This window comes from Terriglobia bacterium, assembly GCA_020072845.1.
Taxonomy (GTDB): Bacteria; Acidobacteriota; Terriglobia; order Terriglobales; family Acidobacteriaceae; genus JAIQGF01.
The window spans coordinates 57160-65567 of record JAIQGF010000019.1 but is presented as its reverse complement, the minus strand read 5'-3'; the positions used below and the strand labels follow the sequence as shown (position 1 = coordinate 65567).

At 59.8% G+C, this 8408-nt stretch carries 3 protein-coding genes; 1 reads left to right on the top strand and 2 read right to left on the bottom strand.

All coding sequences use genetic code 11. From position 1 onward, the window contains the following. On the top strand, window positions 1-2969 hold a 2969-nt coding region (locus tag LAN70_17525; GenBank protein MBZ5512950.1), incomplete at its 5' end, for a TonB-dependent receptor. 72 nt (window positions 2970-3041) lie between these two features. On the opposite strand, the gene LAN70_17520 is transcribed toward LAN70_17525, so the two are convergent. Together LAN70_17520 and LAN70_17515 are read right to left on the bottom strand one after the other, a co-directional pair. Beyond that, on the bottom strand, window positions 3042-4370 hold the full coding sequence (locus LAN70_17520) for an ectonucleotide pyrophosphatase/phosphodiesterase (protein ID MBZ5512949.1): 1329 nt from the start codon (window positions 4368-4370) through the stop codon (window positions 3042-3044). Window positions 4371-4547: 177 nt separating this feature from the next. Next, entirely contained in the window at window positions 4548-7862 is a 3315-nt protein-coding gene (locus tag LAN70_17515; protein ID MBZ5512948.1) for a carboxypeptidase regulatory-like domain-containing protein, read from the bottom strand. Window positions 7863-8408 lie beyond the last annotated feature (546 nt).

Here is an 8408-nt window from a genome sequence, read left to right as displayed (position 1 = left end):
ATGACCGGCACCAAGGTATTGGATTATTTCCATTCGGAGATGCATCAGGTTGCGTCTTTGCGCAGGCACTCGTCGCTCAGACTCTCAGCGTGCCCGCCGGCCTTCCCGACTGGGCCTTCAACGTACCCGACAAAATCCAGCCGTCCGCTGCGCGGCCGGATGGGATCGTTCGAGCCAATGGCAGCGCGAGGGAATACGATGCTGCCAAAATTGCCGGCAATGCGAATCCGCCTGATTGGTTTCCGGACGAACATCCACCCGCGCCGCGGTCTGTCAAAGGCGACACCGGCATTGCCTTGACGAAACTCCGGCCCGCGGGTAAGGCTCAGATCAACGGGCGGCGTGTGGACTCATTCGCATTGCTCACGCCGGGCGTGAGCAATGATGGCAACTACGGCTTGCTGAGCTTCCGGGGCGTCGCCGGCCAAAACTCGTTCCTGGTGGACGGCGTGGACACGACCGAGCAGTTTTACGGCGAGAATGCGGGGCGCACGCGCATTGCGTCGCAAATCTCACAGGATGCCGTCGATCAGTTTCAGGTGTTGACCTCCAACCCTACCGCTGAATACGGCCGCGCCATGGGCGGCATCATTAATACGGTCACGAAGAGCGGCACCAACGACGTGCATGGCTCGGCGTTCTGGTTCTACCGCAGCACGGGATTCAATGCGCTGGACGCACTCTCCACGATTACCCCGTCGGAAAAGCGGAACCAGATGGGGGCGAATATTGGGGGGCCGATCATCAAGGACAAGCTGTTTTACTTTTTGAGCACCGAAATTTCGCGGCGCGCCTACCCGATCATCAGCAGCATGAACACTACCGCAGTCAATGGCGCCACCCAGTCGTGGAATTCGTGCGGGGTGGCCAGTGGGGGCAACCCGGCCGCCACGCCGGCGCAATGCGCCGCCATCAATGGGCTCCTGCCACGCTTCTACGCCGTGATCCCGCGCCGGCTGGATCAGGAGCTTTATTTGGCCAAACTCGACTATCGTGTTTCCGAGCGCAATACCCTGAGCGCCAGCTTCAACTTCCTGCACGAGCTGTCGCCGAACGGGATCCAGAGCGCCACCGTGTTGACCACCGGCACCGCCATCACCAGCAACGCCAACGACGCGGTAACGGTAAAAAATGGAAGAATTCAGTGGACCACGGTGCCCACCTCCACCTTTTCGAATGAGTTCCGCTTTGGCCTGGCCACCGACCGGCAGGCCGATGATCTAAACCCTGCCCTCACGGGCCCCGGCCTCGGGATGCTGAATCTGACTGTCAACAGCACCGGCATTGGCACGATCAACTATGTGCCCCGTGTCGAACCCAACGAACGGCGCTTTCAGTGGGCCGATAACGCCACCTGGGTGAAGGGCACGCACACCATCAAGTGGGGGGCCGATATTGCCAGCACCCGGGACTACGTCTACTACGCCAGCAACTATAACGGCAGCTACACCTACCAGACGGTGAACGCCTTCGCCCTCGATTATTCCGACAACACGACGGGCGCGAAGCACTGGCAGTACTTTAACCAGACCTTTGGGAATCCGGCGATCACTTACACGATCAACGACTTGGGGTTTTACCTGCAAGACCAGTGGCGTATGACCCGGAAGCTGACGCTCAACTACGGGGCGCGCTACGAATATGCCCAGATTTCGCAGCCGAAGGTCTGTAACCAGGATTACCCGCTCACCTGCCACGTTCCTTCGTCGAACCTGAACCTGGCGCCGCGGATTGGCATTTCCTACGCGCTGAACGACAAGACGGTTCTGCAAGCCGGTTTCGGCATCTACCACGCGCGGTTCCAAGGCGGCACTCTCGACGACCTGTACACCACCGGCAACGGCATCTACCAGCCCAGCATCTCGCTGAATGCCACCCAGGCAGCGCAAAAGACCGCCGGCCCGGTCTTCCCGAACACCCTGCCGTCGCTTCCTGCCGGCGGCACCGGGGCGTCAGTGCCCAGCATCCAGATGGTGGCGCCGAATCTGAAAACGCCCTATTCGGAGCAGGGCAATTTCGGCATCCAGCGCCAGCTCACGAAAGACACGGTTTTGAACGTCTCCTATCTCTGGAGCCGCGGCGTGCAGCTCTACGGGATTCGGGACTTGAATCTGCCAACAACCTTGACGAATTTCACCTACCAGATCGCCGACGCCAGCGGGAATGCTGTGGGCAGTTACACCACTCCCGTGTACACCGGAAAGCGTCCGGATACGCGTTACAACACCATCGCTTATGCGGAGAATGCCGTGAACAGTTACTACAACGGCCTCTCCGTGCAGTTAAACAAACGCTTCTCGCACGGGTTCCAGGCGGCGGCCTCGTATACCTGGTCGCACGAAATTGACGATGGCCAAACCTACGCCCAAAGCAACAACACCCTGTGGTTGAGTTCACCGACGTACTGGCTCAACAACGGAAACTACCTGGGTGATAGGGGTACTGGCGCCCTCGATCAGCGTCATCGCTTCGTGTTCGCCTGGGTCGCGTCGCCCACGTTCACGCACCGCGACGGTGGGTTCTTCAAGTACGTGGTGAATAACTGGGAACTCTCGAACATCACTACGCTGGCGAGTGGTCACCCATACGGCAGCCCACAGATCTACGTGACTGACACCCCCGTTACCGGCATGTATTCCAATTCCACGGTGAACGGGTCGGGGTTAAGCTACCGCGTACCGTGGCTGCCGGTGAATAGCTACATGCTGCCAGCGTTCTACCGGGCGGATGCACGGCTCAGCAAAATAATTCCGATTACCGAACGCTACAAGGTGGCTCTGAGCTTCGACGTGTTCAACCTTACCAACTCGTGGGTGGCCACCGGCTACAACAGCAGCCGGGCTTACCAGGAGGCCAAGGGCGTGATCACGGCGTCGCCAAGCTTGCTGTATATCCCCTCCGGCGATGCCATACCGCCCGACGGCACCTTGGCGCGCCGCATGCAAGTGGGCATCCGCTTCACCTTCTGAGGAGGCTTTTCTCGTTCTAAAGGCAGCGATTAGCAATTAGCACAGGCCCGGCGGAAGATAGCCGGGCCGATTTTATTGGTGATTGCTAATTAGCACCGCGGCGGTGTTTGGCGGATTGACCTGATCCATCATAGGGACGCGGCGACCGCTTGTCGTTCTTGGGCGCAAAACAGGCTTGAAAACCCTTATGTCGCCATCGTTGCGGGCGGGGGCGACGTTGAGCAGATATGCCAGCAGGGGGTAAACGTCCACATTGGGGAAACCAGGCAAGGTACGGTGCGGCTTGAAGGCGGGACCGGCGGCGACAAAAATGGCGCGCATTTCCGGGGCGGCATTGTCATAACCGTGATCGCCGCCGTACTTCTTGTCGGGGTGTTTGGCAAGGTAGTCGTGCGAAGTGATCGTCCAACCGACATCGGCGACCGCGATCACCGGGGTGATCCGCGGATTGCCGCTGAAGTGCAGCCGCTGGGGCACGGTGTCCGGGGTGTAGACGGTGAGGTGGGGCACAAGTTTGAGTTTCGCGAGCAGCGCCGCATGGTTGCCGTCCTTCGCCTTGACGGCCAGCACGGGCGTGGTGTCAACCACGATGACGCTAGAGGGGTTGACGTAGTCGTCGAGCATGATTAGGCGCTCGCGAGAGCAGGCAGCCATGCCGTGATCGGACACGACGATGATATTGACCTTGTCTTCAATGCCACGAGCACTCAGACCTTGAAGCAGGAGTCCGATTGCCTGGTCAACGCGCTCCATGGCGGCGAAAAGTTGGGGTGAGTCCGGGCCGAAATCGTGGCCAGCCTGGTCCACGTTTTCGAAGTAGAGAGTGAGAAACGTGGGCCGCTCGGGCGCAGGCAGATCGAGCCACGCGAGCACCTTATTGACACGGTATTCAAAGGTGGTCTTCTCGTCAAAGGCCTCCCCGTAGGTAGGCATGAGGCCTTCGATGGCGGCTTCGCTGCCCGGCCAGTACATGGGAGCAGTCTTTTGCCCGGCCTTCTGCGCCGTCACCCAGATGGGCTCGCCGCCCCACCAGCGGGGGTCACGCACCTGCTGGCGGTCGGACATCTTGAAGGTGGCGCGGAAGTCGTCGTCCCACATGTTGTTGGCAACGATGCCGTGATGGGCCGGGTAGAGCCCGGTCACGATAGTGTAGTGATTGGGAAAAGTCTTGGTGGGAAACGACGGGACCATGTAGCGGGCACGCACGCCGCGGGCGATGAGGGAGCCGAGATTGGGGGTTGGGGCCTTGCCGAAATAGTCGTAGCGGAAGCCGTCGATGGAAATCAGGATGACGGTGGGCTTCAGATGGCGGGCATCGGCAGCGAAGGCGCTGTGGGCGAGCAGCAGGAGAACGAGGACAACATAAGCCCGCAGTTTTCGGGAGATGAGCAGTTTGATCATGAGGAGGACGGAGAAGAATAACAGGTTTTAGGTCTTAGGTTTTAGGTCTTGGGCTTCAGGTTCTAGGCTTTAGATTTCAGGCTTTGGGCCTTGGGTTTTGGGCTTTAGGACACGCAGGCTTGGGGCAAAAAGAAAGGCGGCGGATGAATCCGCCGCCCTTTGCTGAGAAACCGCAGATTAGAAGATGAACTTGAACGAGAACTGCGCCTCGAACGGGGTGCCGGCGTTGTTGGAAGTGATCAACGCGTTGGTGACCGAGTCGCGCAGGTGCAGGAAATTCGGGTTGTTGGTCCAAGCGCCGCCGGGGATACCGCAGGTGTTGACGCTGCTGGAACAGAAGTTCGTCACCGTGGTACCCGAATAGGCCAAGTTCTTGAAGTTGAAAATGTTGAACATCTCGGCCGAGAGCTTGATCGACTTCGACTCGGTGAGCTTGATGTTTTTCTGCACACGCATGTCGACGAAGGTCAAGGCGCGGTTGGTGAAGGAGTTGCGCTTGGCGGGAACGCCGAGAGCCCAGTAGGGACGGTCGTTGTTGGTCTTGTCCTGGTTCACGTCCGAGCCGACGGTGGCGCCGATGGGGGCACCGGAGAGGAGGCGCAGGGCGCTGGACAACTCGATCTGGAAGGGCAGGAAGAACACGGGCTCGGCCACGAACTGGTGGCGACGGTTGAGATCGGAGAAGCTGTAGTCAGGTTTGAAGTTGTAGCGGTCGTAATACTGCACGCCGCTGGCACTCCGCTCCTGGTAATCGTTGTCGAGGTTCTCCGACAGGGTGTAGTAGGCGTTGATCAGTCCCCACTTGCGGTTGACGGTGCTGCGAAGGGTCATGGCGCGATAGAGGGACTTGGCGCTCGGGTCGCGGATAATGACGCTGCCGAGGCCGGGGACGGGACGCGCCAGAAGCTGCGAGCTGGTCTGCAGGTTGGCGGCGCAGTTGTTGCCCGCAGGGGCGGCGCCGGTGAGGCGGTACAGCGGGCGTCCGGCGGCATCCTGGCAGGGCGATATCGGCACGTTCAGGTCGGTATCGCGCTGCAGGTGAACCGTCTTGATCAGGTTTGCCTCCAGCGACAGCGTCCAGCCCCTAGCGACCTCATGCTCGAGGCCGAATCCCGCCTGGTAGGAGCGGGGATTGGAGTAGTTGTTGCCGGTGAAGATGGGCGCCGCGCCGTTGTACGGATTGAACGCAAGGCCTTGCGCCGTGAGGATGTTGCCGGCGATGGTTTTCATCTGGGCGATGGTCGGGTTGGGCAGCTTGTCCAAGGTGAAGCTGTTGAGGTTGATGCCGGCGATCCTGAGCTGGTCGTAAACCGTGTTGCAGGGCGCCGGGCAGCCCGGGATGAGGGCGGCAAAGGCGGCCGGAACGGTGATGGGCAACTGGATGGAGAGATCCCCGGGGGGCTCGCGGAAATTGTTTACCGAGCCGGCGTAGAGCAACAGCGGGGTGGCGGCAAAGTAGATGCCGCCAAATCCGCGAATCACGGTCTTGCCGTCACCCTTGGGATCCCAGGCGAAGCCCAAGCGGGGGGCGAACTGGGCCAACTGGTTCGGAATGCTAGCGGGGTTATACGATTTTCCATTGGGGAAGACGAATCCCTGCACCAGGGGAAGCATGGCGTTGTTGGCTGCGGGCTGCGGGTTAATGGCGCCGTCCCAACGCAGGCCGTAGTTAAGGGTAAAGTTGGAGCGTATGCGCCAGGAGTCCTGGATGAACCAGGCCACTTGCTCGCCCGTCATGGTTGCCGCCAGATTGCCGAGCTGGTGCGAATAGGTGACGTTGGTGTTGTCAAACCGATTTCCAGCGACGGTGCAAGCGGCGTTGCCGCAGGTTGACATGGAGGCCAGGATCGCCGGGATATTGCCGGCACTGTTGTTTAGCCAGTTGAACTGACCCTCCTGATTAAAGCCGAAGGTCTGGGTGGCGAAGATGTGGCTGTACTCGCCGCCGAATTTGACAGTGTGGGCGCCCTTCAACCAGGTGACGCTGTCGGCAAACTGGAGACGGTAGTCGTTCTCGCTGTTCTGACCCAAGAAGCTGACGGTACCGTAGGTGCCGATGGTGCTGGGGGCCACGGTGGGCGATAGCACGTTGGCGTTGCGCGGGCGAATCTCTTTCGCGTACTGGCCGCGAAGCTCGTTGGCGAAATGGCCGAAGAAGCTGTTGAGGTTGCCGACCACGGTGCGGGTCTTATCAATCTCAATGCCGTTGTTGGAGACGGCGTTGGTGATGGTCGGGGCGATCCCGGAACCGACCGAGCTGGCGTCTATGCCCTGATAGTTGCTGTGGTTGTAGCGAACGCTCAAGCGGTGCTTGCTGCTGAATTGATAGTCGCCCTTAATCAGAAACAGATAGGCGTCATTGGTCTGCTGATAGGGCTGTTGCAAGCTGGGGTAGGCATACCCGTTGAAAGTGCCGCCGTTGAAAGCATCAGCGGCTTCCTGCTGCTGTACCGGCAGGCTGCTAATAGGGTTGACGCCGAGCAAGGCGTTGAGGTTGTCGAAGAAGACCTGGTGAGGAATGCGCTGGCGCTGCTGCTCATAGCTGCCGAAGAAAAACAGCTTGTCCTTCTTAACCGGACCGCCCACGGAACCGCCCCACTGGTAGAGGGTGGGATTGGGGTTGACGACGCAGGTGGTGCAGCCCTTGGCGACAAGCGACGCTTTGATGGTGTCGTAGAACTCGTTGCCCATGCCCGCGGCGTCAGGACGCCAGACGAAGCCGGCGTTGCCGTGGATGGCATTGGTGCCGGACTTGGTGATGGCAGTGATGGTGCCGCCGGTGGAGTGGCCGAACTCGGCGGTGTAGCCGGCGCGGATGATCTGGAACTCCTGGATGGAATCCAGGGGAATGGTGGGTGCGAAGCCGGCGCGCTCGCCGCCACGAATGCCGCCGAAGAAGAGCTGGCCGTAGTCGGCGCCGTCCACATTGATGCTGCCGGTATTGACCATGCGCTGGCCGGTCATACTGATGCCGCCTCGCGAGGGATCGGTTTGCGCGGTCGGCGTGGTGTTAACGATGTCGTGGAAGCGACGACCGTTGAGAGGAATGTTGGTGACGATATCGGCACCGACGAAGGCGGCCATTTCATGGCGCTGGGCTTCAATCATCTCGGCGCTGACGGTCACTTCTTCCTTGCGGCCGCCGACCGTAAGAACAGCATTGAGATCGGTGGTGCGCCCAACGCCGACACTCACCCGCGCAACAGCCTCGGCAAAGCCCTGCTGGCTTACCGTGACCTTATAGTTGCCGGGCGGCAGGAGCACGATGCGGTAGTAACCGTTATCACCGGAGGTCACGGTTTGGCTGAATCCGGTTTGCGGATTGGCGGCGGTGACGGTGGCGCCGACAACGACTGCGCCGGCGGAATCCTTGACGACCCCGGCGATCTGGCCGGCGCTGGCTTGCGATTGAGCCGACGCTTGGGTTGCCAACAACCCCATCGCCAGGATGAGCAGGCAAACGACGAATTTTGTTACGCTAAACTTGGACATCGACTAACCCCCTGAAGCAACATTGTGTTATAGCGAGAAACAGTGTTTTCCAGCGAGAAACGGTTTCTTACAAAGCTGTGAGCAACTTGCGGGACGATCCCCGGATGCCATCCAATGAATCCAGTAGCCGGAATGCTTCCCTTCGGCTGGACTGGGCGGCAAAACATAACACGAGAGTCTCTGCTTGTGAACACTGCCGGGATGAATATTTGAAGAAAAACTCTGCAGTTGCACCACGGCCGAGGCAGACGGCGCAGGAATACTCAAACGGATCTGGCACTCCGTATCGATAGCCTGTTGCTCCTCAGCGGCAGGCAAGGCGCGCCGCCGTCTTCAGGTGGTTCGGAAGCCAATGCTCATGCACGCTGCCAGCCAAATCCAGGCGCGCGTTAGGGCTTGCGGAATGAAGGCACGGTGGGAAAAAGATAGTCAGCACCTCCTGTTTTTGAAATTGGCGGGCGGGAAAAATACAAAAGTTTGTAGGGCTGGTTTCAAAAGTCATTCTGCGGACCTGGGGAGCTATGGCCCTCAGCGGCTAAGAGGCGC